Source organism: Sphingomonas sp. Root720, assembly GCF_001428605.1.
GTDB lineage: Bacteria > Pseudomonadota > Alphaproteobacteria > Sphingomonadales > Sphingomonadaceae > Rhizorhabdus.
Genome location: NZ_LMID01000011.1, coordinates 372,918 through 397,871 on the forward strand (window position 1 = coordinate 372,918; position 24,954 = coordinate 397,871).

Genomic DNA, 24,954 nt, shown 5'->3' on the forward strand with positions numbered 1-24,954 from the left:
TCGAGCGACGCCGAGACAGGTTGCACCGGCCCCACGTCCCTCGATTTCGCTCGGAACGAACGGGCAGGGAAAAACCCTCAAAGCCGCGTCATCGCCTCCGCCGCGATCATCCGCGCCTCACCGTCGAGGCCGACATCGTGGAGCGCGCGGATCATCGTCGCGAACATCGCCGAGGACAGCCCGCCCCAGCTCGATCGCTGCATCCCCACCGCGACGAGCAGCGCCACGGTCGCCGGTTCCTTGCGGTCGGCGGCCTGGAGCAGCAGCCGGCCCCAGTTGCTGCGGTTGTCGAACCCGACCTGATATTCCTGCAGCAGGCGCATCTGCTGCTCGGTCTCCAACCGGTCGAGCCCGGCGAGCGCAGCCAGCAGCAGGCGCAGCTTCTGCGGATTCTCCTCGCTCCAGCGGTCGGCGACCGCAGACAGCCGGTCGGCCGATATGTCGACGACGGCCCGGGGCGTGCCGACCGCCAGGATCGCCCAGGCGTCGTCGCCCTTCCCGGCCGACATGCCCGCCACGACCGGCGCCCAGCTACCGGCCTTGCGATCGAGCCCCGCCGACATCATCGATCCGACGAGGTCGGCCGCGTCGGAGGCATGCTCGCTGTCGGGGACGATCCGCGCGGCCGCCCGCGCGGTCAGGATCAGCCCGGCATAATGATCGACGCGCTTGCCGTCGCCCAGCCCCTCGCCCGTCCAGAAGCCCCGCATCGCGGAAAGACGGGCGCCGTCGTCGGTGCCGACATAGCACATGCGCAGCCGCCCGCCGGGCGTGTCGCCGGTGAAGTCGTCGCTATCGTCAGCCGCCTGCGAATAGAGATCGACGAGCGCGGAGTTGGAGAAGACCCCGAGCCGCGCCGCCGTCATCGCCGCGTCGAGCCGTTCGGCGGGCGGCGTCATCGGCGCGCGCGCGCTCCAGGCGATCACCTGCGGACCGACCGTGCCGTAGAGATCGGCCGGGATGGTCAGGCCGAGCGCGCTCGCCATGCCGAAGCGCCACGCGGTGAGCTGGTTCACCCCGGTCCATTCGACGCTGACGCTGCGCCGGCCGGCGCCGTTGACGCCCATCATCCGTTCGGCCAGCTGGATATCGATCCCTCGCGGATCGCTGGCCCGGCGCCGCGCCTGATCCATCATCACGTCGGCGATCGCAGTGTCGCCCGACAGCGCTGAGCAGATCGCACGCGCCATCGGCCAGATCGCCTCGCGGCTACGGATCGAACCGCCGTCGGCCAGCGCGCAGAGCCCCGCCGCATCGCCATTGGCGAGCGCGCTCTGCCCGGCGACCGCGTAGAGCTTGGCGTTGAAACGATCGACATCGACGCCCTGGACCAACATCCGCGCACCGTCGGCCTCGCCCATGCGCAGCAGCAGCCAGGCGCGTTCTGCCACCCAGTCGGGCGCCGAGACGTTCGCGGGGGTGCCCACCCGGGTCAGCAGCGCGCGCCGCAGCGTGATGGAGGCCCAGCGCGAGGTGATCGGCGCATCGAGCCGGCGCATCAGGGTCGACAGGAAGCGACCGTCGGTCGTGCCCCAGGCATTGGTGCCGAAGCCGGCGAAGGGCCCGACCATGTCGATCGAGCGCCGCGCCGAAGCCGGCAGTTCCTCGGCCGGCACGACCGGCGCCTCGGGCTCGGTCGAGGCGAAGATCGTCGGGTCGAGCGTCAGCGCGGGAACCGGCGCGGCGGCCGGCGCCGCAGACGCGGAGCCGGGTGCGGGCTGAACGGGCGCCGGGGCGGCCTGTTGCGGCCGGTTGGTAGGCCCGGGTTGGTTGCCGAAGCCCGGCGGCAGCAGCGATTCCTGCGCGAAGGCGGCCGCCGCGGCCAGTGCCGCCGCGCCCGCCGTCAGCGCGAAGATGGCCTTCTTACTGGGCGTGGGCTTCATTCAGCATCGCCTTTTCGACCGTCACGGGCGGCTTTTCGGTGTTCACGAAACTCAGGGCCACCAGCGCCACGACGATGATGATGACGACACTCAACAGTATGAAGCTGAACCGCGACATGGACTTCCTCTGATTCTGACGGGCCTTGGTTCGGACGGGCCCTGGTTCTGATGGGCAGGTTGCAATCGACGCGCTTTTGCCCGAGGGGGCGCCCATGTGTATAGCCCTCGACGACATGCCGCAAAGCCTGCCTCCCAATCTCCCCCATTTTGACCGTCCGCTGGTCCTGATCGGGCTGATGGGCGCGGGCAAGTCGACGATCGGCAAGCGGCTCGCGGCGCGGGTCCATCTTCCCTTCGTCGACGCCGACCAGGAGATCGAGCGCGCGGCGGGGCTGACCATAGCCGAGATTTTCGAGCGATTCGGCGAGAAGGAATTCCGCGACGGCGAGCGCCGGGTGATCGGCCGGCTGATCGACGGCAAGCCCAAGGTGATCGCGACCGGCGGCGGCGCCTTCATGCAGGAGGAAACCCGCGCTCTGATCCTCGACCGCGCCATCGCCGTCTGGCTCGACGCCGACATCGACGTGCTGGCCGACCGTGTCGGACGCCGCGAAGGTACCCGTCCGCTGCTGAAGGATCGCGACGCGCGCGAGGTGCTGGGCCAGCTCGCGGCGGTGCGGAACCCCGTCTATGCGCTGGCGCCGGTCCACATCCGCAGCCAGCCGTTGCCGCACGACGCGACGGTCGATGCGATCCTCAAGGCACTGACGTAATGACCATAAGGGTTTCGCTGGGCGACCGCAGCTACGACATCACCATAGAGAATGGCGCGCTCGACCGGGCCGGCGAGCTGCTCGCAAGCTATGCCGCGCGCGGCCGCTTCATCGTCGTTACGGACAGAAATATCGTTCCCAATCAGCTCTATAGGCTGAAAACCTCACTGACCTCCGCAGGAATCGCCAGCGCCGTCGAGGTGCTGCCGGCAGGCGAGGCCACCAAGAGCTGGACGATGCTCGAGAAGCTCACCGACGCGCTGCTCAACTATGGGGTCGAACGCGGCGACACGGTGATCGCGTTGGGCGGCGGCGTGATCGGCGATCTCGTCGGCTTCGCCGCGTCGATCCTCAAGCGCGGCTGCCGCTTCGTGCAGGTGCCGACCACCTTGCTCGCCCAGGTCGATTCCTCGGTCGGCGGCAAGACCGCGATCAACAGCAAGGCCGGCAAGAACCTGATCGGCGCCTTCTATCAGCCCGCCCATGTTCTTATCGACCCGACCACGCTCGACACGCTGCCGCCACGCGAAACCCGCGCGGGCTACGCCGAGGTGATCAAATATGGCCTGATCGACGATGCCGACTTCTTCGCCTGGTGCGAGGCGAACGGTGGTGCCCTGCTCGCCGGAGACCCGCAGGCGCGGACGATCGCGATCACGAGGAGCGTCGACGCCAAGGCCCGCATCGTCGGCGAGGACGAGCGCGAGACGAGCGGACGCCGCGCCCTGCTCAACCTCGGCCACACCTTCGGCCACGCGCTGGAGGCCGAGACCGGCTTCTCCGACCGGCTGCTCCATGGCGAGGCGGTCGCCGCGGGCATGGCGCTGGCCTTCCGCTTTTCGGCGGCCCAGGGGCTCTGCCCGGTCGAGGACGCCCGGCGGGTGAGCGCGCACATCCAGGCCGCGGGCCTGCCCGCCACGCTCCAGGCTGCCGGAATCGACGCCGGCGGCGCGAGGCTGGTCGGGCATATGATGCACGACAAGAAGATGGAGGGCGGCCGCCTGCCCTTCCTGCTCGCGCACGGGATCGGCCGGACCTTTCTCGATAAGCAGGTCGACCTCGCCGCGGTCGAAGCCTTCCTGGAGCGGGAACGCATCGCCGCGGCCTGAGCCGTTTCGGACTTTTCCGCAGGTTTGACCCGTCTCATTCCTTCGCTAGGCTGGCCAACGAGGGGAGAATCGGTGCTCGAGTTGCTCGCAGCCGGCGAAAACCTGGCATTCGTGATCGCGCTGGGAACGATGGTCCTGATCGGCCTGGTCGAGGCTGTCGGCCTGGGATCGGGCGCGTTCGGCCACGATCTCGACCTCGACGCCGATGGCGAATGGCTGGGCTGGCTCGGCTTCGGCCGGCTGCCCCTGCTGATGCTGCTTGTCGTCTTTCTCGCCTGCTTCGGCGTGATAGGGCTCGTCGGCCAGCAGCTGGCACTGTCGCATCTCGGCACGCTGTTGCCCGGCTGGGTCGCCATCCCCGCCGCCGGGGTCGCCGCCCTTCCCGCCACGGGCGGGATGGCCCGGCTGGTCGGCCGGATCATGCCCCAGGACGAGACGACCGCGATCGGGATCGACCAGCTCGTCGGTCTCCACGCCGAAATCCTCGTCGGCACCGCAGCCCAGGGCTCGCCGGCCAAGGCGCGGGTCCGCGATTTCCACGGTCAGGCCCATTATGTCATGGTCGAGCCCGACAGCCCCGACGCCCGCTTCGCGGAAGGCGTGGAGGTCCTGCTCGTTCGCCGCGAAAACCACGTGTTCCGTGCCATTTCCAGTGATCGTCCGCCCTTCTCGCAATGGATAGACCGATGAGCAACCTGCCTGCCACCACCAGTTCCGGCTTCCTCGACAGCGCGACGAGCATCTACGTCCTGGTGCCCGGCATCGCGGTCATCGCCCTGATCATCCTCGGCCTGATCATCGCCCGCCTGTATCGGCGCGCCTCCAAGGAGATCGCCTTCGTCCGCACCGGCTTCGGTGGGGAGAAGGTGGTGATGAACGGCGGCGCGCTGCTCCTGCCCGTCTTCCACGAAGCGATGCCCGTGAACATGAACACGGTGCGACTGGCGGTGGAGCGCAAGAATGCCGACGCGCTGATCACGCTCGACCGGCTCCGCATCGACGTGAAGGCGGAGTTCTACGTCCGCGTAAGGCCCGACCGCGACGCCATCGCGATGGCGGCGCAGACGCTGGGCATGCGGACGATGCACTCGGAGAATCTGAAGGAGCTGGTCGAGGGCAAGTTCGTCGACGCGCTGCGGTCGGTCGCGGCGGGGATGACGATGAATCAGCTGCACGAGCAGCGCTCGGATTTCGTCCAGAAGGTGCAGCAGGTGTCGTCGGCCGACCTGGCGATGAACGGCCTCGAACTGGAATCGGTCTCTCTGACCGGTCTCGACCAGACCTCGATCGAGCATTTCAACGCGAACAACGCCTTCGACGCCGAAGGCCTGACCAAGCTCACCGAGCAGATCGAGCTGCGCAAGAAGGCGCGCAACGACATCGAGCAGGACACCCGCGTCCAGATCGAGGCGAAGAATCTGGAGGCCCAGCGCCAGTCCTTCCTGATCTCGCGCGACAACGAGTTCGCCCGGCTCGAACAGGAGCGCGAGATCGAGATGCGCCGCGCCGAGCAGATGTCCGAGATCGCGCGCCAGCAGTCCGAGCGGCAGCGCGAGGCCGAACAGGCACGCATCTCCGCCAAGCAGCTCACCGACGCCGCGCAGATCGAAGCCGATCGCGCGGTGCAGGAGGCGAAGATCGCGCAGACCCAGTCGCTGGAGATCGCCCGGCAGGAACAGCAGATCGCCGTCCAGAACAAGAGCCGCGAGGAAAGTCAGGCGAAGGCCGAGGCCGACAAGGCGCGGGCCGAAGCGGTCGCCGCCGAGGAGCAGGTGGTCACCGCGCGCGAGACGGAGATCGCCGAGCGCGCCAAGCGGATCGAGCTGATCCAGGCCGCCAAGGAAGCCGAGCGCCAGGCGCTGGGCGTCAAGGTCGAGGCCGAAGCGGAGAAGCAGGCCGCCGCCGACCGCGCCGAGGCCGTGCGCGCCGCGGCCAAGGGCGAGGCCGAGGCCGAAAAGCTCCGTGCCGAAGCCTCGCGCGTGCGCTTCGAGGTCGAGGCCGCGGGCAAGCGCGCCGTCAACGAGGCCGCCAACCTGCTGTCGTCCGAGAATATCTCGCTGCAGGCCAAGCTCGAACTGCTCAAGGTGCTGCCCGACATCATCCGCGAAGCCGCCAGGCCGATGGAAGCGATCGATTCGATCAAGATCGTCCAGGTCGATGGCCTGACCGGTACCGGCGGCGCGGCCGGAGAGATCGCCTCGGCCGGCGGCGAGCAGAATCTCGCGCAGTCGGCGGTCGCCGCGGCGCTGCGCTATCGGGCGCAGGCACCAGTGGTCGACGGACTGTTGAAGGAGCTCGGCCTCGACGGATCGTCGCTCGATTCGCTGGTGAAGGGCGCTGCCGCCGAACAGCCGGTAGCGACGCCCGCTCCGCCCCCCGCCCCAGCCGCTCCGAAGAAGCCGGACTGAAACGGGGCGTCGCCCTCTCTCGCCGTCATGCTGAACTTGTTTCAGCGTCCACTAGGCCGCGAAGACGGGTCAGGAGCTTGTCTCGAACCGGAGCAGCGGGAGCCGGAAGGCCATGACCCAGCGTCCCGGCGGATGATGAAACGCGTCCGGCACGACGCCGGTGTTTCGTCGGGTCTCAGCGTCCCCGCAGATAGACGATAGCGATCCAGGCCCAGCCGAGGATCATCGCCAGGCCACCCAGCGGGGTGACCGCGCCCAGCCAGCGCGGTCCGCCCAGCGCCATTGCGTAGAGCGTGCCCGAGAAGATCAGCGCGCCGAGCAGCATCAGCCCGGCCGCGCCTCGGCTCTTCGCCAGGATCACGAGGCCCGCAACCGCGTGGATCATCTGGTAATGTGCGCCGGTGCTCAGCCATTCGGCGGCCTTTCCACCGGCGCCGTGCGCGCCATAGGCGCCCGCGATCACCGCCACCGCGCCCGACAGCGCCAGCAGCGCCGCGAGCGGGTCCCCGGTCGTCCTACCCCGCGCCACTGTCGTCATCCTCCCCGGCTTCGAGATCGAGCTTGCGATCATGGTTGAACATCATGTCGCGGCGCACGGTCAGGTCGCCCGCCGCGATCTGGGCCTCGAGCCGCGATCCGTCGCGCCGGCGATATTCCGCCTCGACCTTTTCGACATTGGCGTCGCTGACCCCGACCGCCTCGAGCGCCTCGCGGCCGAGCACAACCGCCGATTCGAACAGCTCGCGCACCGCGCCCGCTATGTCGAGCCGGGCGAGCACCATCATGTGGCGCCGGTCGAAGGCGCGGACCAGCACCGCGGCGTTGGGGAAGGCGCTGAGCACGGGCTGGAGCTGCGCCTTGCCCAGCCCGTCGCCATCCAGGCAGAAGATGATCGCCCGCGCCTGATCGGCGCCCGCCTGGCGAAGCAGATCGACCCGGGTGCCGTCGCCGTAGAAGACCTTCGATCCGAATTTCTCGGCGACGTCGATCTGCTCGGTCTCGTTGTCGATCAGGCTGACCCGGATACCGGCGGCCATGAGCATCTGGGCGACCGTCTGGCCGAAGCGACCATAGCCGACGACGATCGCCGCCGGGCTCATGCCGCCGTCGGGACCGGGGCGCTCCTCATGGGTCGGTGGCGGGGTGAGGAAGCGGTTGGCGAACATCATCAGGAACGGGGTGGTCGCCATCGACAGGGTAACGATCGCGCCGAACAGGCTGGCCGCCTCGGGCCGGATCAACAGCGCCTCGTTCGCCTGCGCGAACAGGACGAAGGCGAACTCGCCACCCTGGCTGAGCAGCAGGCCGAAGCCGAGCGCGCCGCGGTTCGACACGCCGAACAGCTTGGCGACGCCGAACATGACGGTCGTCTTGGTCGCGACGACGGCCATCGCCATTGCGATCACGAACAGCGGGCGTTCGGCGATGACGTGCAGGTCGAGCAGCATGCCGACCGCGATGAAGAACAGGCCGAGCAGGATCGTCCGGAACGGCTCTACGTCGGCCTCCAACTCATGCCGGTAGGGCGAGTCGGCCAGCATCACGCCGGCGACGAAGGCGCCCAGCGCGGTCGACAGGTGGAGCGCTTCCATCACCGCGGCGCTGGCCAGCACCGTGAACAGGCCCGCCGCGACGAACAGCTCGCGTTCCCCCAGCCGGCCGACGAGACGGAACAGCGGGTTGATGACGAAGCGCCCCGCGAGCACGAGCCCGGACACCGCCACGACCGTATAGACACCGAGCAGCCAGCCTGGCGGCGCATCGGGCGCGGGCGGCGTCCGCGACAGCGCGGCGATGATCGTGATCAGCGGGATCAGCGACAGGTCCTGGAACAGAAGTACCGAGAAGGCGCGTTCGCCCGAGGGCGTGTTCATCCGCCCGGCCGAGCGCAGCATGGGCAGCACCTGTGCTGTGGACGATAGCGCGAGCGGCAGGCCGAGCGCGATCGCGGCCGCGGGGGTGAAGGCCGTACCGAAATAGATCACCGCACTGAGCGCGATGCCGCATGTCACGACCTGCAGCAGCCCGAGGCCGAAAATGTCGCGGCGCAGGCGCCATAACCGGTTGGGATTGAGTTCGAGGCCGACCAGGAACAGCAGCAGGACGATACCGAGTTCGGCGATGCCGAGCTTCGATTCGGCGTCGCCGATCAGCCCGAACCCCTGCGGGCCGATCGCTGCGCCGGCGACGAGATAGCCGAGCGTGGCGCCGAGCCCGAGCCGCCGGAAGATCAGGACCGAGACGATCGCCGCGCCGAGCAGCAGCACGCCGTCGCGCAGCAGCAAAGGATCCGCCGCCTCGCTCAACGCACCGGCTCCGCCAGCGCCTGCGCCGCCGCCTCGGCGACCGCTTCGAAAGCGAGCCGGATCGACGGGTGGCGCGCGGCATGCGGCCGGGCCGGGAGGAAAATCTCGAGGCCGGGCCAGTCGCCGGGATCGTCGCGCTCGCCCGCGAGGAAGGCGGCCAGCGCATCGCGCGCCGCCGCCAGCTCAGCCGGACTGCGACCGATCGCATGCCCGCCCATCAGCGCCGCCGACGCCTGCCCGAGCGCACAGGCGCGCACCTCCTGCCCCAGCGCCGCGACGCGACCCTCGCCATCCATCGCCACATCGACCGTCACCCGGCTACCGCAGATCGGCGATCGTTTCGAAACGGTCGCCTGCGGACCGGCAAGGCGGGCCTGGTGGGGGATATTGGTCGCGAGGCGAAGAATCTGCGTGTTGTAGAGCGGGGCCGACATGCGCCCCATGTAGGGCGATCCGGCCCTTGCGTCATCCGGGGAAAGGCGGCTTCTCGCTTTTCTGGCCGAGCGAGAGCTCGCCCTTGCCCGTCACGACGACGCGGGCCTGCGCCGCCATGATGAAGGAGCCGCTCAGCCCTCGAGCTGGCGGATCAGCAGGCGGACGTCGGCGTCGAGTTCGGCGTCGGTCTGGCGCAGCTTCTCGATCTGCTTGACCGCATGGATGACGGTCGTGTGATCGCGCCCGCCGAAGCGGCGGCCGATCTCGGGCAGCGAGCGGGGGGTGAGCTGCTTGGCGAGGTACATCGCCACCTGGCGCGGCCGGGCGACCTCGCGGGCGCGGCGCGCGCTCGACATCTCTGCCTGGCGGATGCGGTAATGATCGGAAACCTTGCGCTGGATCTCGTCGATCGTCACCCGGCGCTGGTTGGCGCGCAGGATGTCGGCGAGGGTCGCCTGGGTGAAATCGATGTCGACCGGCTTGCCCGACAGCGCCGCATAGGCGACGACCCGGTTGAGCGCGCCTTCCAGCTCGCGGACATTGGCGCTGATCCGGCGTGCGAGGAACATGACGACGTCCTGCGGCACCTGCGCCTGCGGCATGCCCTGGAGCTTGCGCATCAGGATGTTGAGGCGAAGCTCGAAATCGGCCGGATTGACGTCGGCGACGAGGCCCCAGGACAGGCGCGACAGGATGCGGCTCTCTATTCCGTCGAGATCCTGCGGCGAGCGGTCCGCGCTGATTACCAGGCGACGACCCGCCGAGATCAGCTCGTTCATCGTGTGGAAAAATTCTTCCTGGGTCGATTCCTTGCCGGCGATGAACTGGACGTCGTCGATCATCAGCACGTCGGCCGCGCGCAGCCGCTGCTTGAAGCTGAACGTGTCCTTGGCGCGCATCGCCGCGACAAACTCGAACATGAACTTCTCGGCCGACATGTAGACGACCTTCGCGCCCGGGTGCCGTGCCAGATGTTCGTGGCCGATCGCGTGCATCAGATGGGTCTTGCCCAGGCCGGTGCCGCCATGGAGGAAGAGCGGGTTGAAGACGAGCTTGCCGCCCTCGGCCAAGGTGCGCGCGGCATTGTACGCGACCTCGTTCGCCTTGCCGACGACGAAGCTGTCGAACGTGTAGCGGGCTTCGAGCGGGGTGCCGCAACGGACGCCGTCGTCGGCCGCCGGGGCCGCGGCTTCCGTCACCGCTTCCACCGGCACCGCGGTGGCGGCGCCCGAGAACAGCGCCGGGCGCTCGCTGCCCGACGCCGACACGATCGATACATGGCGGACCTGGGGCAGCAGCGCGCGCCAGCCCTGAAGCAGATGGTCGACGAAATGGGTCGTTGCCCAGTTGGCCATGAACTCGCTGGGCGCGACGAGCTTGAGCGTGCCCGAGGCGAGATCGCAATCGCCGAGAGTCAGCGGCTTGAGCCAGCCGTCGAAGGTGCGGACGCCGATGCTGCGGCGCAGGCCGGCGCGAATGGTCTCCCACGCCTGCGCGAGCGCGGCATCGATCCCGGCATTGACCGCCGGGCCGTTGTTCATGCCCGCTCCGCCAACGTTTTCAGACACACCGCTTCCTTCCCGGACGGATGGTTCCGTCCTCCCGCTCAGGTCCGTCTGAGGGGCAAAGCCCTCCCCCGTTTCCGGAACCATCGTCCCGGAGCACCCACCGCAAAATCATAATGATGCCGGTGCGACAGAATCGCGCTCCGGCCGTGAAAGCCACTCTAGGGAGAAGCCGCGACAGGGATCAAGAGCATCAATTTCGTCATCGGACCGCAATAAGGCTTGACACTCGGTAAGCCGGGCCTCCCGCTCCGAAAAAAATTTTATCCCTGTTTTACAGTCAGTTACAGTCGCTTCTGATAACGAATCAAGTTAAATCCGAGAGTTACGGTTCCGTGACGTCGACATGACAAAAGGCCCGCCGGCATCGCTGCCGGCGGGCCTTTTGTCATGCAAGCCTTTGCGGCTCAGCCCAGCGCGGAGACGCGCTTCGTGAGACGCGAGAACTTGCGGGCAGCGGTGTTCTTGTGAACGACGCCCTTCGAGACGCCCCGGAAGAGTTCCGGCTGGGCAGCGACCAGCGCGGCAGCGGCGGCGGTCTTGTCACCGGCGGCGAGCGCAGCCTCGACCTTCTTCACGAAGGTGCGGATCCGGCTGACCCGGGCACCGTTGATCTCGGCGCGACGGTCGTTGCGACGGATGCGCTTCTTTGCCTGCGGCGTATTCGCCATGCTCGTTCAAATCCTAGCTATAATGACGGAACGGCCGGGACAAGATCCCCGCCGGAAGGCCGCGCCAATACACAGGCCAGCCTTTATGGTCAACCTCCAAATCGCCCTATTTCTGGCACTTGGGGCAGTAGAAGGTCGACCGGCCGCCATCGACCCGGCGCCCGATCACGGTGCCGCAATGGCAGGTTTCCCCCGCCCGGCCATAGACGAGCCACTGCTTGGCGAAATAGCCGAGTTCGCCGTCGGGCCGGGCATAATCGCGCAGCGTGGAGCCGCCCGCCTCGATGGCGGCGGTCAGGACCCGCCGAATCGAATCGACCAGCCGTTCGAGCCGGCCCCTCGCGATCCGGCCCGCCATGGCGTCGGGCGCGATGCCGGTCATGTGGAGCGCCTCGCACACATAGATGTTGCCGAGGCCTGCGACGATCCGCTGGTCGAGCAGCATCGCCTTGATCGTCGCGACCCGTCCTTCGAGCGCCTTGGCGAGATAGGCGGCGGTGAGATCGGGACCGAGCGGCTCCGGTCCCAGCGCCTTGAACGGGGGAAAATCGGCCAGCGCGTCCTGCCGGACCAGGTCGACCGACCCGAAGCGGCGCGGATCGCACAGCGCCAGGGTACGCCCCTCGTCGGTCTCCAGGACGAGATGGTCGTGCGTGCCGATCTCGCTGGGGTCGATCCGCCACCGGCCCGACATGCCGAGATGGAAGATCATCACGTCGCCGCGATCGGTCTCGATCAGGCCATATTTCGCACGGCGGCCGAGGCCGGTGACAGTCGCTCCGGTCATCCGCTGGCGCAGGTCGACCGGAAAGGCGCGGCGCAGGTCGGCGCGGCGGGTCTCGACCCGGGTCAGCCGGCGCCCTTCGAGCGCTGGCCTCAGGCCGCGAACGGTGGTTTCAACTTCGGGAAGCTCGGGCATGGCTTCGACCTAGACCAGCCGCCACGCCGGCGGAAGCCGGGATGACGAAGACCGGGTAGGAAACTCGATTTGCGACCTGCTCAAGCTATCGCTAGAGCGTCGCCCATGAGCGAAACCGTATCCTTCGGCTACACCGACGTCTCCCCCGACGAGAAGACCGCCAAAGTCGGCGAGGTCTTCCGCAGCGTCGCGAGCCGCTACGACCTGATGAACGACGCCATGTCGGGCGGCATGCACCGGCTGTGGAAGGACCGTTTCGTCCGGCGGGTGAAACCGCGCACGGGAGAGGCGATCCTCGACATGGCGGGCGGCACCGGCGACATCGCCTTCCGTCTCGCCCGGTCGGGTGCGAGCGTCATGGTGTCCGACATCAACGCGGCGATGCTGGAGGTCGGCAAGGAACGGGCCGCCAAGAAGCGGATCGAGGGCCTCTCCTGGTCCGAGCAGAACGCCGAGACCCTGACGTTCGAGAGCAACCGCTTCGATGCCTATACGATCGCCTTCGGCATCCGCAACGTCACCCACCGCGCCCAGGCGCTCGCCGAGGCCTATCGCGTGCTGAAGCGCGGCGGGCGCTTCTACTGCCTCGAATTCTCGACGACGCTGTGGCCGGGCTTCAAGGAAGCCTATGACGCCTATTCGCACCGGCTCGTCCCCAAGCTCGGCAGGATGCTGGCGGGCGACGAGGAGAGCTATCGCTACCTGATCGAATCGATCCGCCGCTTCCCGACGATGGACGCCTTCAAGGCCGAAATCGCCGCCACCGGCTTCGTCCAGGCGAAGGTCGAGCCGATGCTCGGCGGCCTGGTCGCCATCCATAGCGGCTGGAAGATTTGACCCCCAGCTTCGTCCATATCTGGCGGCTGCTCCGCTGGGGCCGCACGCTCGCCCGCCACGGCGCGCTGCGCGGCATCGAGCGCGATCCGCTGACCCCGCCCTCGCTGCGCCGCGTGATCAAGCTGCTGAGCATCGGTGCGCGCGTGCCGGATCAGCCGGCCTATGCCGATGCGTTCGAGGCGATCGGCCCCGCCGCGATCAAGCTGGGCCAGGCGCTGGCGACCCGGCCGGACCTCGTTGGCGAACAGGCTGCGAAGGAGCTGTTCCGTCTGCAGGACGCCATTCCGCCCGCCCCTTTCCCCGCGATCCGCGCTGCGGTCGAGCAGAGCCTGGGCAAGTCGATCGAAACGATCTTCACCTCGTTCGAGGAGGTTCCGGTCGGCGCCGCCTCGATCGCCCAGGTCCACCGCGCCGTGACGACCGACGGCCGCATCGTCGCGGTCAAGGTGCTCCGTCCCGGTATCGAGGAGGAGTTCGCCCGCGCGATCGAGACCTACGAATGGGCCGCCGCCCATGCCGAGATGATGGGCGGCGAGCTGTCGCGGCTCCGGCCCCGGCTCGTCATCGCCACCTTCCGCCAGTGGACCGCGCGCGAGCTGGACCTGCGCCGCGAGGCCGCTTCGGCATCCGAGCTGGCCGAGAACATGGCGGCGGTGCCGGGCTTCGTCGTTCCCGCCATCGACTGGAGCCGCACCGCGCGTCGCGTGATGACGATGGAGTGGATCGACGGGGTCAAGCTGGCCGACCGGTCCGCGCTGCTCCAGGCGGGCCACGACGGCAAGGCGCTCGCCGCGCTGCTGGTCCAGGCCTTCCTGCGGCAGGCGATCGCCGACGGTTTTTTCCATGCCGACCTCCACCAGGGCAATCTGTTCGCGCTGCCCGACGGGCGTATCGCGGCGATCGACTTCGGCATCATGGGCCGGATCGACCGGCGCGCGCGGGTATGGCTGGCCGAAATCCTGCACGGGCTGATCACCGGCAACTACAAGCGCGTCGCCGAGATCCATTTCGAGGCGGGCTATGTCCCGCCGCACCATAATATCGGCGAGTTCACCACCGCGCTGCGCGCCGTCGGCGAGCCGATCCGCGGCCTGCCCGCCAAGGACATCTCGATCGGCCAGATGCTCGACGGCCTGTTCGCGATAACCCGCGATTTCGACATGCAGACCCAACCGCACCTGCTGCTGCTCCAGAAGACGATGGTGATGGTCGAAGGCGTCGCGACCGGCCTCGATCCGGACCTCAACATGTGGGAGACGTCGGGGCCGTTCGTGAAGGAATGGATCCGTTCCGAACTGGGACCCGAGTCCTGGCTGGCCGACCGCATCGTCGACGACGTCCGCACGCTGGCCGGCCTGCCCGACCTGATCCGCCGGATCGAGGCGCAGTTCCCCGCGCCCGGCGCCGCCCCGCCCCCGCCGCCCCTGCGCGAGGTACAGGTCATCCGCATCAACACGGGCTGGCGCTATGCGGCGGTTGCGCTGGCGGCCGCGGCGGCTGGCATCGCGGCGACGCTGCTACTATCATAGCCTCATGACCCGGACCGAGGCCCTTGCTCGCCTGAAGGCGCACGTCCTTGGCACGGATCGCGACATTCTCGCCGACGCCTGCCGCGTCGAGCTGGCGCGATTGACCTCATGATCGCTCCCCGCATTCTCCTCATCATCGGCGGCGGCATCGCGGCCTACAAGGCGTGCGAGCTGGTGCGGCTGATCCGCAAGGGCGGTGGCAGCGTGCGCTGCGTGCTGACCGAGGGGGCCCGGCATTTCGTGACGCCGATGAGCCTCGCAGCGCTCAGCGAGCAGGAGGTCCACACCAGCCTGTGGGACCTCAAGAACGAGACCGAGATGGGGCATATCCAGCTCAGCCGTGAAGCCGACCTGGTCGTCGTCTGCCCCGCCACCGCCGACCTGATGGCCAAGATGGCCGCCGGCATCGCCGACGATCTCGCGACCACGCTGCTGCTCGCCACCGACAAGCCGGTGCTCGCGGCGCCGGCGATGAACGTCCGCATGTGGCTGCACCCCGCAACCCAGCGCAACGTCGCCCGGCTGCGCGAGGACGGCGCGACGATCCTCGATCCCGACGAGGGGGCGATGGCCTGCGGCGAGTTCGGCCCCGGCCGCCTGCCCGAGCCACCCTTCATCTGGGGCGAGATCGAGAAGCTTCTGGACCGCCCGCGCCTCGCAGCCGCACCCGGCATCAAGGGCGGCGCGCTCGCCGGCCGACATGTGCTCGTGACGGCGGGTCCCACCCACGAACCGATCGACCCGGTCCGCTACATCGCCAACCGTTCCTCGGGGAAGCAGGGCTACGCTATCGCCGAGGCGCTGGCCGCGCGCGGGGCGCGGGTGACCCTGGTGTCGGGGCCCGTATCCCTGCCGACCCCGGCCGGCGTCCACCGGGTCGACGTCGAGAGCGCGCGTGAGATGGCAGCCGCGGTCGAGGCCGCCCTGCCCGCCGATGTCGCGGTAATGGTCGCGGCGGTGGCCGACTGGCGCGCCGAAAGCTCGGCTGGACAGAAGATCAAGAAGGATGGATCGGGAGCGGCGCCGACGCTGGCGCTGGCCGAGAATCCCGACATCCTCGCCGGTCTCGCGAAGAGCCCGCGCCGCCCCCGCCTGCTGATCGGCTTCGCCGCCGAGACCGAGAAGGTGGTCGACCATGCCGTCGCCAAGCGCGAACGCAAGGACGCCGACTGGATCGTCGCCAACGATGTTTCCGGAGACGTGATGGGCGGCGACAGCAACAGCATCCATATCGTCACCCGCACCGGCGTCGAAAGCTGGGAAACCCTGCCCAAGGCCCAGGTCGCCGACCGCCTCGCCACAAGGATCGCCGATGAGTTCGCCTGAGATTTCGATCAGCCTGAAGCGCCTCGATCATGGCGCCGGCCTGCCGCTGCCGGCCTATGCGACCGCCCACGCCGCCGGGCTCGACGTGGTCGCGGCGGAAGACGTGACCCTCGCGCCCGGCGCGCGCCATGCCGTCGCCACCGGCTTCGCGATCGCGATCCCCGAAGGCTATGAGGTGCAGGTCCGCCCGCGCTCCGGCCTCGCGCTCAAGCACGGCATCACCTGCCTCAACACGCCGGGCACGATCGACGCCGACTATCGCGGCGAAGTGCGGGTGATCCTTGCCAATCTCGGCGCCGAGGCGTTCGAAGTGAAGCGCGGCGAGCGCATCGCCCAGCTCGTCCCCGCAGCCGTCCAGCGCGCGACCTTCGCGGAGGTCGACGACCTCGACGAGACCGTGCGGGGCACCGGCGGCTTCGGATCGACCGGGCGATAGCTTTTTCACGTCGCCCCGGCGAAGGCCGGGGTCGCGGGAGAGGCGCTGATCGTTCATCTGTGAGATGCCAGCCTCCGCTGGCATGACGACTGGGTGTGGATGCGGATAATGTCCCTGACCGACCAACAGCTCGATCGCTACGCCCGCCACATCATCCTCAGGGAGATCGGCGGCGCCGGGCAGCAGGCGCTGCTGGGCGCGACGGTGGCGGTGATCGGCGCCGGCGGGATCGGATCCCCCGCGATCCAGTATCTCGCGGCGGCGGGCATCGGCCGGTTGCGGGTCATCGACGATGACGTCGTCGACCTCTCGAACCTCCAGCGCCAGACCCTGTTCGGCACCGCCGACATCGGCCGCCCCAAGGCCGAGGTCGCGGCCGAGAGGGTCGCGGCTACCAACCCGGACGTGACCGTCGAGCCGGTCACGGTGCGGATCGACGCGGACACCGCCGGGCAGCTGCTGGCCGGTGCCGCACTGGTTCTCGACGGATGCGACAACTTCGCCACCCGCCTCGCCATTTCCGACGCTTCGACCCGACTGCGCATCGCGCTCGTCTCGGCAGCGGTCGGCCAGTTCGACGGGCAGCTGGGCGTATGGCGCGGCTGGGAAGCAGACAGGCCCTGCTATCGCTGCCTTGTCGGCGACGATCCCGGACAGGCCGACGTCAGCTGCGCGGACCAAGGCGTGCTCGGCGCTTTGACCGGGGTGATGGGCAGTCTGGCGGCGATGGAGGCGATCCGCGCGATCACCGGGTTCGGCGACGATCCGGCCGGCCGGCTGCTGCTGGTCGACGCCCTCGCCTTCCGGTTCCGCACGATCACGGTGCCCAAGGATCCGGGATGCGGATGCGCGGGCTGACGATCCTCGTCGCGGCTGGCGATGCCGAGCGCTTCCACGCCGCGCTGAGCTTCGCGGCGGCGGGCGCGGCGACGGGCATGGCGGTTCGCCTCCATCTCCACGAAGGCGCGGTGGCGCTGCTCGGCCCGCCGATCGCGGCCCCCGCCGATCCCGCGCGCAGCGCGGCCGGCTTGCCGACGCTGGCGCAACTGCTCGACGACGCGCTCGACCTGGGCGTGGCGATCACCGTGTGCCAGAGCGGACTGGCGCTGGCCGGCCTCGCCCTCGGCGGGCTCGATCGCCGGATCGAGGCGCAGGGCCCGATCGGCCTTCTGGCGGCGCTCGATGACGACCGCTTGCTGACCTTCTAAGACCGACGGCAAGGCGAAGGAACCATCATGTCGGGACATTCCATGAGCGGTCGGTCACCCCAATTCTACTGCATCGGCCACAAGCCGCCGGCCTTCACGCCACGCTGCGATTATCTGCACATATCGCCGAACAGATTCGACGGCCTGAACCAGATGATCGTGCCGGACGACGCCCTCGGCGACAAATATCACGGCTCGGTCCTGTCGGAATTCACCCAGCTCTTCGCGCTCGGCGAGCTTCTGAAGGACAGCCCGCCAGACGACTATTTCTACATGTTCCAATATCGGAAATTCGTAGCGCTGAAGCGGGGTGCCCAGACGGCTTCCAACATGCCCTATGCCTGTGCCAGCCCGGCGGAGGAGGCGGACGGCCTATTCCCCTCGCCGGAGGACCTGGCCGCGCTTGACGGTAGGCTTCTCACCGTCCCGGCTTTGAAAATCCAGTCGATCGCCCGTAATTATGCGCGCTTCCACCTGACCGAGGATTTCGCCGCCTTCGTGATCTCCCTGCGGGGCAGCGGTCATTTCGACGATCGCCGCTGCAGGAATTTCATAAATTGCGGCATTCTGTATCCATCCTCGTCGCTGGGCCTGCACCAGATCGGGATCTTCCTGCGGCATATGGCGATCATGAAGACCGTATGGAGCCATTTCGCGGACAATTTCCATGAGAAGCGCGAGGGCCTTCAGCGCAGAAGCGGCGGTTTCCTGCTGGAAAGGTTGCAGAGCTTTCTGATGTATGAGGAGATCGACGTCCATCGGACCATCGCCGCGCGGCAGGGACATCTGACCGTGTTGTCCGAGACGCCGGTGATCCGGGTCACCGCCTGACCCGACCGCAAACCGCTCAGGCGGCCTGGCGCTCGAGGCGGTCCGCACCGATCCGCTCGGGTCCCTCGATATAGACGAGGTAATGGCCCTCGGCGGCTCCCTGGTCGCTGACGACGGAAGGGGTCGGCAGGGCGCGGCCGTAACGGCCCAGGGTCACCATATGGACGCCCAGCGCATGGCGGGCATTGATCTCGACCTCGATCGCGGTGGCGCCATAGGCGCGGCAGTCGGGGATGTCGACGAAATCGGCCTGGAAAAGCCCGCCTTTCCGGCTGACCATCGCCGGATAGAAATCCAGTCCCTTGATGTAGATCCCCACGACGACACAACCCTTACCGACCTGTCCGATAGCCAGACCCTCTTATGGTTAAGCTAGGCTGAGTCCATGACGGGAATATTGCGTAATACGATAGTCTAAGCCAAAAATATGATTGCCGTTCAGTTTCTTACGGAAGCGTTGCACCGCTGGAGGCTTGACGACGCGCTGAAACTCGATGCGGCGGAAGGAAAGGCTTCGCCGCCTCATCCGTTGGTCCGACCCTTTCGTCAGCCGCCGAACCGGGTCGGCCGGTAAGCGTCCGGATCGATCGCCCGCACCGAAGCGGGGGCTTGCTTCCCCAACAGCAGCGCGGCGCCGATCATCGCGGCGGCCGGGGCGGTCTGGATGCCGAAGCCTCCCTGCCCCGCAAACCAGAAGAAACCTTCCACCCGGCCGTCGAAGCCATAGACCGGCGCGCGATCGGGGGCGAAACTGCGCAGCCCCGCCCAGGCCCGCTCCCGCCGCACGACCCGCCAGTCGACGACCCGCTCGAGCCGATCGATCGCGGTGGCGACGTCGAGTTCGTCGGGCGCGGCATCGCAGGGCAGACACGGCGTCTCGTCATGCGGCGACAGCCAGATGCGTCCCCCCGCCTCGGGCTTGAAGTAGAAGCCGCCGGCCGCGTCCATCACCAATGGCAGCGTGGCCGGTGCTGGCGGATCGACCTGCAACTGGACCACCGTCCGGCGATAGGGCTGGATCCCGATCGGGGCAGCCCCGGCCAGCCGGGCCAGCTCGTCCGCCCAGGCGCCGGCGGCGTTGACCAGCAGGCGCGCCCGGACCTCTCCGGCAGGCGTCGCCAGGCGCCACTCGCCCGCTTCGCGCCGGACGGCGAGGACGCGGGCGTCGGTCAGCAGCATGCACCCCGCCCGCTTCGCGCGGGCGAGGTAATGGGCATGGAGGCCCGCCACGTCGATGTCGCGACAGGTCGGCTCGTCGAGCCCCCCGACGAAGCCGGCACGAAGACCGGGCACGCGGGCCCTCAGGGCCTCCGCCGACAGCCGGTCGAGCCGGACACTGCCGCCGAAGGCCGAACCCATCGCATCGATCGTCGCCCTGTCTTCCGCCCGAGCGATATGGATCTCGCCGCGGTCCCCCAGAAAGCCATGGTCCTCGAGATAGGCGAAGGACGCGCTGGTGAGCGGCTGCACCGCCGGCCCACCATAGGTTTCCGACCAGAAGGCGGCCGACCGGCCCGTGCTGTGATAGCCGGGTTGCGCCTCGCCCTCGATCAGCACGACGCGCGCTGCGTCGCCGATCTCGGCGGCCAGACTGGCGCCCGCCATGCCGGCACCGACGATGGCGATATCGGCCGTGATGTTCGCTTCGTTCATGGAACGCGTTTAGGTTTTGGTAAGAGCCGCCGTCTAGCCTGCTTAACCATGTCCATTCAACTTCCCGACCTGTTCGGCATCCTCCTGGCGGTGCTGCTGCTGATGGCGGCGTGGACCGACATCCGGACGCGAACGATCTCCAACGAACTGAACGCCGCGATCGCCCTGCTCGCCATCGCCTTCTGGTGGATCGCAGGCGAGGCGCTGTGGCCCGACGTCGTGCTCCGTATCGGCGTGGCGCTGGTCATCTTCGGGCTGTTCGCGGTGCTCTTCATGCTGCGCATGATGGGCGGGGGCGACGTCAAGATGATCGGTGCGCTCGCGCTGTGGCTGCCCTTCGGCGCGCTGATCGTGATGCTCACGGTGATGGCCTTGGCGGGGGGCGCGATCACCATCGGCCTGCTGGTTCGCCAGCGCTGGCGCCCGAACGCCGACCGGCCCGAAGTCCCCTATGGCGTCGCGATCGCAATCGGCGGGCTCTGGGTCATCGCAAACGGCTTGTTAACCACGTCTGTCGCATAGCGATGCCGGGTCCACTTCCGGACCGCGCTTTTTCTTCAAGCCCCGATCGGGCGAAGGTGGGTCTGAGACCATGGATGCAAGAAAGCTGCTGCTGCTGATCATGGCCCTCGTCATGGCGGGCATCTCGGCCGTCGTCGCCCGCAGCATGTTCGGCGGCAACAGCAAGGCCGAGGCAGCCCCCGCCGCCGCAGCGCCGCAGCCGAGCGGCCCCGAGGTCGCCGTGGCGGTCCGTCCGCTGCCCGTCGGCACGATCATCGGGCCGGAAAGCTTCCGCTACCAGCGCTGGCCGGCCGAACTCGTCAGCAAGACCTATTTCATCAAGGGCGAAAGCGATCTCGCCAGCCTCAACGGCTCGGTCGTCCGCTACGCCGTCACCGCCGGCGCGCCGGTCACCCAGGGCGCGCTGGTGAAGCCCGGCGATCGCGGCTTCCTCGCCGCCGCGCTGGGCCCCGGCATGCGCGCCGTGACCATCTCGGTCTCCGCCCAGTCGGGCGTCGCGGGCTTCGTCTTTCCCGGAGACCGGGTCGACCTGATGCTGACCCAGGAGGTCCCGGGCGGCGGCGACGGCCCGCCGCTCAAGGCCGCCGAGACCATCATCCGCAACATCCGGGTGCTCGCCGCCGACCAGCGCACCGACAAGACGGTCGACGAGGAGGGCAAGACGGTGGTCGCCAACACCTCCAACGTCACGCTGGAGGCGACCCCGAAGATCGCCGAGAAGATCGCGGTCGCGCAGACGATCGGGCAGCTGTCGCTCGCGCTCCGCTCGATCGCCGACGACAAGGCCGAGCTGGAGGAGCGGATCGCCAATGGCGATATCAAGCTACCCGCCCAGGCCGATCCCAGGGCCGAGCGCCAGATGCTGCTCGAGATCGCCTCGCGGCCGATCGACACCAACACCACCACCACGGTCGGATCGGACGTGTCGCGCTACCAGCGGTCGACCGTTCCCGCCAGGACCTCCGGCGACGCCGCCCCGGCCGCCAGCGCCCCCGCCGTCCCGACCGGTCCGATCGTCCGGGTCGCGCGCGGCAACTTGGTCACCGTCAGCACGGTGGGAGCGAAATAGGATGCGTCCGGACATGAAACCGTTTCTCGGCGGAGCGCTGATCGTCGCGGTCGCGCTGGCCCCGGTCGCGGCGGTCGCGGCCGCCCAGCCCTCGCGCCGCGCGGCGCCCGTCCGCACCGCGGCCGGCGCCGTCCGCACCGCGACGATCGGCACGCCGTCCGAGACGACCACCCTGTCGATCGGATCGGGGCAAATGATCGCCCTGGACCGGCCGATCAGCGACCTGTTCGTCGCCGACGACAAGATCGCGGACGTCCAGGTCCGCTCGACCACCCAGCTCTACCTGTTCGGCAAGGGTGCGGGCGAGACGGCGGTCTATGCGACCGACAAGGCCGGCAACGTCGTCTGGTCGTCGATCGTCAGGGTCGGCAGCAACATCGCCAGCGTCGACACTATGCTGAAGCTCGCCATGCCCGAGGCCGCGATCACCGCGACCACGATGAACGGCATCGTCCTGCTGACCGGCACCGTCGTCTCGCCGAGCGATATCGAAGAGGCGCAGAAGCTGGTCGAGCAGTTCGTCGGCAAGGAGACCCAGGTCGTCAACCGGCTCAAATCGTCCGTGCCGCTGCAGGTCAGTCTTCACGTCAAGATCGCCGAGGTCAGCCGCGCATTCGCGAAGAATATCGGCGTGAACCTGCTGAGCCGCGACACGACGGGCGGCTTCCTGTTCGGTATCGGCCAGGGGAATCCCGGCACGATCAAGGATTTCGTCAACCCGAACACCGGGCAGACGCTGATCGGCGTGCCGCAATATACGATCAACAATTCGACGACCGCCACCACGCTGGGCTTCGCCGGGCACGCGCTCGGCATGGACCTGCTGGCGACGCTCGATCTGGCCGAGAATGACGGCCTGGTCACGACGCTCGCCGAACCCAATCTGACCGCGATCTCGGGCGAGACCGCCAGCTTCCTGGCGGGCGGGGAGATTCCGATCCCGATCTCGCAGGGCTTCGGCACCGTCTCGGTCGAGTTCAAGCAATATGGCGTCAGCCTGGCGTTCACGCCCACCGTGCTGAGCGACGGACGCATCTCGATCCGGGTGCGCCCGGAAGTCTCGCAGCTCACCGATGCCGGTTCGGTGCGTCTCAACGGCTATACCATCCCGGGCATCGTCACACGCCGCGCGGAGACGACGGTCGAGCTGGGCTCGGGCCAGGCCTTCATGATCGGCGGGCTGATGTCGAACGGGCAGAATAGTTCGGTCGACAAGGCGCCCTTCCTCGGCGACCTGCCGATATTGGGCACGCTGTTCCGCTCGAACGCGTTCAAGCGCAACGAGACCGAGCTGATGATCGTGGTCACGCCCTACCTGGTGAAGGCGGTGTCGCCGGGCCAGATCGCCATGCCGACCGCCGGCCTGCGTGCGCCCACCGATGGCGAGCGGATCATCGCTGGCCAGACCTTCATGGGCACGTCGGGCGACAAGAGCCCGGTACCCCTCCCCGCCCCGCCCAGGACGATCGCCCCCGGGCGCGGGCCGGGCGTCCCGTCCAAATCGAGCGCCGCGTCGGTCCCCGATGCCGGCTTCTCGCTCGACCGATGAGAGGTTGACGATGGTGGCTGCATTCCTCTCGGCCCGCGCGGCACTGCTGCCGCTGGCTGGCGCGCTCGTCCTGCCGCTCGGCATGGCGCAAGCCGATCGCTACAACCGCACGGTCGAATCGGTCCATCAACCGGTCGTCCAGCGCAGCAACTATGTGCTCGACGTGTCGGGCGACGGCCTCGATCCGGTCGAAAGCGCCCGCGTTCAGGATTGGCTCGACGCGATCGGGCTGCGCTATGGCGATCGCGTCGGCATCGACGACGGCACGGGCGGCAGGGGCTCGAACGCCGCGATCGCCGCGATCGTCGAAAGCTACGGCCTGTTCCTCGGCACGCGCCCTCCGGTGACCGAAGGCGCGATCGCGCCGGGCCAGGTCCGCATCGTCGTCAGCCGATCGAGCGCCAGCGTTCCGGGCTGCCCCGATTTCAGCCAATCGTCGCAACCCAACTTCACGGCGGCCTCCTCGTCCAACTATGGCTGCGCGATCAATTCGACCCTCGCCGCGATGGTTGCCGACCCCGAGGATCTGGTGCGCGGCCAGGACAGGCGCGGTTCCGACGCCGAGACCGCCGCCAAGGCGATCCGCGTCTGGCGCAACGCCGATCCCACCGCGAAGAACGGAATGAAGATCGAATCCACGAAGGGAGGCAATTGATGAACGCGCCCTTCAACGCGAAGCAGCAGCAGTCGCGCAACCCGTTCGCGGCCTTCGTCACCGACGACATCAGTTCCGAACTGCTCAAGCCGCTCGTCTTCGAGCTGGGCTGGGCGCCCGAATCGGTCAACAAGGGAGGCCTGCGCGCGGCGATCCAGTCGCTGTCGGTGTCGGCGAGCCCGACGATATTGTTCGTGGACCTGAGCGAGTCGATCGACCCGCTGGGCGACGTCAACGCGCTCGCCGAGGTGTGCGAGCCGGGCACGATCGTGATCGCCGCGGGTACCGCCAACGATGTCCGCCTCTATCGCGAGCTGCTCAACAGCGGCATCCAGGATTATCTGCTCAAGCCTTTCACGGCCGACCAGATCCGCGACTCGCTCGCCCAGGCGCAGATGATGCTGATGGGACCGCGCCACGGCGTCGCGACCGAGGACAGCATCCACATCATGACCGCGGTCATCGGCGTGCGCGGCGGCGTCGGCGCGTCGACGGTCGCCAGCTCGATCGCCTGGCTGATGGGCGAGACCGGCGGGCACACGACCGCGCTGCTCGACCTCGACGTCCATTTCGGCACCGGCGCGCTGTCGCTCGACCTCGAGCCCGGCCGCGGCCTGACCGACGCGATCGACAATCCCGCGCGCATCGACGGCCTGTTCCTCGAGCGCGCTCTGGTGAAGGCGAACGACAAGCTGTCGGTGCTGTCGGCCGAGGCACCGATCAACAACCCGATCATCACCGACGGCGGCGCCTATTTCCAGCTGCAGGAGGAGATGAAGGGCGCGTTCGAGTGCACGATCGTCGACGTGCCGCGCACGATGATGGTCCAGCATCCCCACCTGTTCCACGACGTCCAGTCGGTGGTGCTGGTGGTCGACCTGACCCTCGCCGCGACCCGCGACACGATCCGCATCCTCGCCTGGCTCAAGAACAACGCGCCGCAGGCGGGCGTGCTCGTCGTCGCCAACCGCGTCCATCCCAGCCTGACCGAGATCGGCCGCAAGGATTTCGAGAACTCGATCGAGCGCGAGATCGACTTTCTGCTGCCCTATGACCACAAGCAGGCGGTCAACGCCGCCAAGCTGGGCAAGCCGATCGCCGAGGCGGGCCGAACCTCCAAGGTCGGCCAGGGGCTCGCCCAGATTGCCGACAAGCTTCTGTCGCTGGCCAGCGACGATCCCGACCGCGACGTGAAGAAGGGCAAGGGCTCGCTGATGGACGAGCTGGCGGCGATCTTCGTACCGAAGTCCAAGATCGCGAAGAAGTGAGC

At 68.3% G+C, this 24,954-nt stretch carries 26 protein-coding genes; 16 read left to right on the forward strand and 10 right to left on the reverse strand.

The window, feature by feature from the left end; translation table 11 throughout:
* Nucleotides 1-77 precede the first annotated feature (77 nt).
* A complete protein-coding gene (locus ASE22_RS12565) occupies nt 78-1,883 on the reverse strand; it encodes a hypothetical protein (protein WP_056359686.1) in 1,806 nt (601 codons plus the stop codon).
* Nucleotides 1,864-2,001: a hypothetical protein gene (locus ASE22_RS27310; protein ID WP_200933214.1), complete on the reverse strand. Its 138-nt coding sequence runs from the start codon at nt 1,999-2,001 to the stop codon at nt 1,864-1,866. Before ASE22_RS27310 ends, ASE22_RS12565 begins: the two co-directional genes overlap by 20 nt.
* A 115-nt stretch (nt 2,002-2,116) precedes the next feature.
* Here ASE22_RS27310 and ASE22_RS12570 point away from each other — a divergent pair, with 115 nt between their 5' ends.
* The 4 genes from ASE22_RS12570 (at nt 2,117) to ASE22_RS12585 (ending at nt 6,173) form a co-directional block, all read left to right on the forward strand.
* Nucleotides 2,117-2,656, forward strand: coding sequence for a shikimate kinase (locus ASE22_RS12570; protein ID WP_056361176.1), 540 nt, complete (start codon nt 2,117-2,119; stop codon nt 2,654-2,656).
* Entirely contained in the window at nt 2,656-3,765 is a 1,110-nt protein-coding gene (gene aroB / locus ASE22_RS12575) for a 3-dehydroquinate synthase (protein WP_056359689.1), read from the forward strand. Before ASE22_RS12570 ends, aroB begins: the two co-directional genes overlap by 1 nt.
* A 72-nt stretch (nt 3,766-3,837) precedes the next feature.
* Nucleotides 3,838-4,455 carry a YqiJ family protein gene (locus ASE22_RS12580; RefSeq protein WP_056359693.1) on the forward strand — a complete coding sequence of 206 codons (618 nt, stop codon included), beginning with the start codon at nt 3,838-3,840 and terminating at the stop codon, nt 4,453-4,455.
* Nucleotides 4,452-6,173 carry a flotillin family protein gene (locus tag ASE22_RS12585; protein ID WP_056359696.1) on the forward strand — a complete coding sequence of 574 codons (1,722 nt, stop codon included), beginning with the start codon at nt 4,452-4,454 and terminating at the stop codon, nt 6,171-6,173. Before ASE22_RS12580 ends, ASE22_RS12585 begins: the two co-directional genes overlap by 4 nt.
* Before the next feature lie 175 nt (nt 6,174-6,348).
* Here ASE22_RS12585 and ASE22_RS12590 read toward each other — a convergent pair whose 3' ends face one another.
* The 6 genes from ASE22_RS12590 to mutM all read right to left on the reverse strand — a co-directional run bounded on the left by ASE22_RS12590 (nt 6,349) and on the right by mutM (nt 12,069).
* On the reverse strand, nt 6,349-6,702 hold the full coding sequence (locus ASE22_RS12590; protein WP_082545633.1) for a DUF423 domain-containing protein: 354 nt from the start codon (nt 6,700-6,702) through the stop codon (nt 6,349-6,351).
* Nucleotides 6,689-8,479 (reverse strand): cation:proton antiporter domain-containing protein, encoded by a 1,791-nt coding sequence (locus ASE22_RS12595; RefSeq protein WP_056359702.1) that lies wholly within the window; start codon nt 8,477-8,479, stop codon nt 6,689-6,691. The genes ASE22_RS12590 and ASE22_RS12595 overlap by 14 nt, the downstream gene beginning before the upstream one ends.
* Nucleotides 8,476-8,913 carry an iron-sulfur cluster assembly scaffold protein gene (locus ASE22_RS12600; RefSeq protein WP_056359705.1) on the reverse strand — a complete coding sequence of 146 codons (438 nt, stop codon included), beginning with the start codon at nt 8,911-8,913 and terminating at the stop codon, nt 8,476-8,478. The genes ASE22_RS12595 and ASE22_RS12600 overlap by 4 nt, the downstream gene beginning before the upstream one ends.
* A 132-nt stretch (nt 8,914-9,045) precedes the next feature.
* Nucleotides 9,046-10,482 (reverse strand): chromosomal replication initiator protein DnaA, encoded by a 1,437-nt coding sequence (gene dnaA, locus ASE22_RS12605; protein WP_056359708.1) that lies wholly within the window; start codon nt 10,480-10,482, stop codon nt 9,046-9,048.
* Between the two features lie 404 nt (nt 10,483-10,886).
* On the reverse strand, nt 10,887-11,150 hold the full coding sequence (gene rpsT, locus ASE22_RS12610) for a 30S ribosomal protein S20 (protein WP_056359712.1): 264 nt from the start codon (nt 11,148-11,150) through the stop codon (nt 10,887-10,889).
* Nucleotides 11,151-11,256: 106 nt separating this feature from the next.
* Nucleotides 11,257-12,069, reverse strand: coding sequence for a bifunctional DNA-formamidopyrimidine glycosylase/DNA-(apurinic or apyrimidinic site) lyase (gene mutM / locus ASE22_RS12615; protein WP_056359715.1), 813 nt, complete (start codon nt 12,067-12,069; stop codon nt 11,257-11,259).
* Nucleotides 12,070-12,174: 105 nt separating this feature from the next.
* Between mutM and ASE22_RS12620 the strand changes: the two genes are divergently transcribed.
* The 7 genes from ASE22_RS12620 (at nt 12,175) to ASE22_RS12650 (ending at nt 18,236) form a co-directional block, all read left to right on the forward strand.
* The gene (locus tag ASE22_RS12620; protein WP_056359717.1) at nt 12,175-12,906 is read left to right on the forward strand and encodes a class I SAM-dependent methyltransferase; all 732 of its coding nucleotides are present in this window, start codon (nt 12,175-12,177) and stop codon (nt 12,904-12,906) included.
* The gene (gene ubiB, locus ASE22_RS12625) at nt 12,903-14,435 is read left to right on the forward strand and encodes a 2-polyprenylphenol 6-hydroxylase (protein WP_056359720.1); all 1,533 of its coding nucleotides are present in this window, start codon (nt 12,903-12,905) and stop codon (nt 14,433-14,435) included. The genes ASE22_RS12620 and ubiB overlap by 4 nt, the downstream gene beginning before the upstream one ends.
* Nucleotides 14,436-14,543: 108 nt before the next feature.
* Entirely contained in the window at nt 14,544-15,761 is a 1,218-nt protein-coding gene (gene coaBC / locus ASE22_RS12630) for a bifunctional phosphopantothenoylcysteine decarboxylase/phosphopantothenate--cysteine ligase CoaBC (RefSeq protein WP_056359723.1), read from the forward strand.
* Nucleotides 15,748-16,197, forward strand: coding sequence for a dUTP diphosphatase (dut, locus tag ASE22_RS12635; RefSeq protein ID WP_056359727.1), 450 nt, complete (start codon nt 15,748-15,750; stop codon nt 16,195-16,197). Before coaBC ends, dut begins: the two co-directional genes overlap by 14 nt.
* A gap of 108 nt (nt 16,198-16,305) precedes the next feature.
* Nucleotides 16,306-17,055 (forward strand): HesA/MoeB/ThiF family protein, encoded by a 750-nt coding sequence (locus ASE22_RS12640; protein WP_056361178.1) that lies wholly within the window; start codon nt 16,306-16,308, stop codon nt 17,053-17,055.
* Entirely contained in the window at nt 17,037-17,405 is a 369-nt protein-coding gene (locus ASE22_RS12645; protein ID WP_056359730.1) for a hypothetical protein, read from the forward strand. Before ASE22_RS12640 ends, ASE22_RS12645 begins: the two co-directional genes overlap by 19 nt.
* A 27-nt stretch (nt 17,406-17,432) precedes the next feature.
* Nucleotides 17,433-18,236 carry a hypothetical protein gene (locus ASE22_RS12650; RefSeq protein ID WP_156397302.1) on the forward strand — a complete coding sequence of 268 codons (804 nt, stop codon included), beginning with the start codon at nt 17,433-17,435 and terminating at the stop codon, nt 18,234-18,236.
* Between the two features lie 16 nt (nt 18,237-18,252).
* Here the strand turns inward: ASE22_RS12650 and ASE22_RS12655 are convergent, their stop codons facing one another.
* Together ASE22_RS12655 and ASE22_RS12660 are read right to left on the reverse strand one after the other, a co-directional pair.
* On the reverse strand, nt 18,253-18,555 hold the full coding sequence (locus ASE22_RS12655; RefSeq protein ID WP_056359735.1) for a type II toxin-antitoxin system HicB family antitoxin: 303 nt from the start codon (nt 18,553-18,555) through the stop codon (nt 18,253-18,255).
* Nucleotides 18,556-18,782: 227 nt separating this feature from the next.
* On the reverse strand, nt 18,783-19,889 hold the full coding sequence (locus ASE22_RS12660; protein WP_056359738.1) for an NAD(P)/FAD-dependent oxidoreductase: 1,107 nt from the start codon (nt 19,887-19,889) through the stop codon (nt 18,783-18,785).
* 48 nt (nt 19,890-19,937) lie between these two features.
* Between ASE22_RS12660 and ASE22_RS12665 the strand changes: the two genes are divergently transcribed.
* The 5 genes from ASE22_RS12665 to ASE22_RS12685 all read left to right on the forward strand — a co-directional run bounded on the left by ASE22_RS12665 (nt 19,938) and on the right by ASE22_RS12685 (nt 24,952).
* Complete coding sequence (locus tag ASE22_RS12665) at nt 19,938-20,411, forward strand: A24 family peptidase (RefSeq protein WP_056359743.1); 474 nt, start codon at nt 19,938-19,940, stop codon at nt 20,409-20,411.
* 70 nt (nt 20,412-20,481) lie between these two features.
* Nucleotides 20,482-21,480 carry a Flp pilus assembly protein CpaB gene (cpaB, locus tag ASE22_RS12670; protein ID WP_056359745.1) on the forward strand — a complete coding sequence of 333 codons (999 nt, stop codon included), beginning with the start codon at nt 20,482-20,484 and terminating at the stop codon, nt 21,478-21,480.
* 13 nt (nt 21,481-21,493) lie between these two features.
* Complete coding sequence (locus ASE22_RS12675) at nt 21,494-23,029, forward strand: type II and III secretion system protein family protein (protein WP_414886670.1); 1,536 nt, start codon at nt 21,494-21,496, stop codon at nt 23,027-23,029.
* Between the two features lie 10 nt (nt 23,030-23,039).
* Nucleotides 23,040-23,684, forward strand: a complete 645-nt coding sequence (locus tag ASE22_RS12680; RefSeq protein WP_082545634.1) for a CpaD family pilus assembly protein — start codon at nt 23,040-23,042, stop codon at nt 23,682-23,684.
* A complete protein-coding gene (locus ASE22_RS12685) occupies nt 23,684-24,952 on the forward strand; it encodes a pilus assembly protein CpaE (protein WP_056359752.1) in 1,269 nt (422 codons plus the stop codon). Before ASE22_RS12680 ends, ASE22_RS12685 begins: the two co-directional genes overlap by 1 nt.
* Nucleotides 24,953-24,954: the final 2 nt, after the last annotated feature.